Source organism: Francisella philomiragia subsp. philomiragia ATCC 25015 (assembly GCF_000156715.1).
GTDB lineage: Bacteria > Pseudomonadota > Gammaproteobacteria > Francisellales > Francisellaceae > Francisella > Francisella philomiragia.
Genome location: NZ_DS999318.1, coordinates 1 through 1055, shown reverse-complemented (window position 1 = coordinate 1055; position 1055 = coordinate 1). Strand labels below are relative to the sequence as shown.

Below are 1055 nucleotides of genomic sequence, written 5' to 3'. Positions count from 1 at the left end.
ACTGATGAATTGTTGATTAAAGAATATAGCTATCAAGATACAAATATATATCAACAAATAGAAAGGGATATTAATACACCATTTGATTTAGTTAATGATTATCCGCTAAGGGTATCTATATATACAGAAGAGAATGATACTAAACTACTTATCAATGTGCATCATATAGCAAGTGATGGTTGGTCTACTGATATATTGCTTAAAGAATTAAAAGCTTATTATGATCATTATGCTAATAATACTCCAATTCACTTACCAGAATTAAGTATTCAATATAAAGACTTTGCAGTATGGCAAAGAGAGTATTTGCAGGGAGAAGAACTTAATAAGCAGTTAAATTATTGGAAGGATAGGCTATTAGGGTATGAGACACTTAATATGCCTATAGACTATCCAAGACCAGCTAAGATAGATTATAGAGGTGATAGTTTATCATTTGAGATAGATGAAAGTATATCAAATAAACTAAGAGATATAGCGAAAGAGAATAATACATCTTTATATTCACTAATGCTAAGTGTATTTTATGTGTTATTACATAAATACACAGGTCAAGAAGATATAATTATAGGGACACCTATAGCGAATAGACATCATAGACAAACACAAGAATTAATAGGATTTTTTGTTAACTCATTAGCATTAAGAGAACAGCTAGATACAAACTCTACTATTATAGATTTGCTTAAGGAAGTACATAGTAATCTTATAGAAACGCAATCACATCAAGATTTACCATTTGAGAAGTTGGTGGCTGAGCTTAATGTAGAACAAGATCAAAGTAGGCATCCTATCTTCCAAGTAATGTTTGGATTACAGAGTTTTGGTGGTGAAGATACTAAGTTATTTACACCTGTAACAAATGATATAAATTATAAAATAGCTAAGTTTGATATAAGTTGTTTTATAGATGATAGTCAAAGTAAGTTACAAGGATCTCTTAACTATGCTACTTCCTTATATAATAAAAACACTATACAAAGATTAGTAGATTCATATATAAGAATACTTACACAGCTAACAAAAGAAAAAAACATTAAGATAAAAGATTATAG

At 28.7% G+C, this 1055-nt stretch carries 1 protein-coding gene; it reads left to right on the top strand.

Translation table 11 applies throughout. From position 1 onward, the window contains the following. On the top strand, positions 1-1055 hold a 1055-nt coding region (locus FTPG_RS09475), incomplete at both ends, for a condensation domain-containing protein (RefSeq protein WP_035722778.1).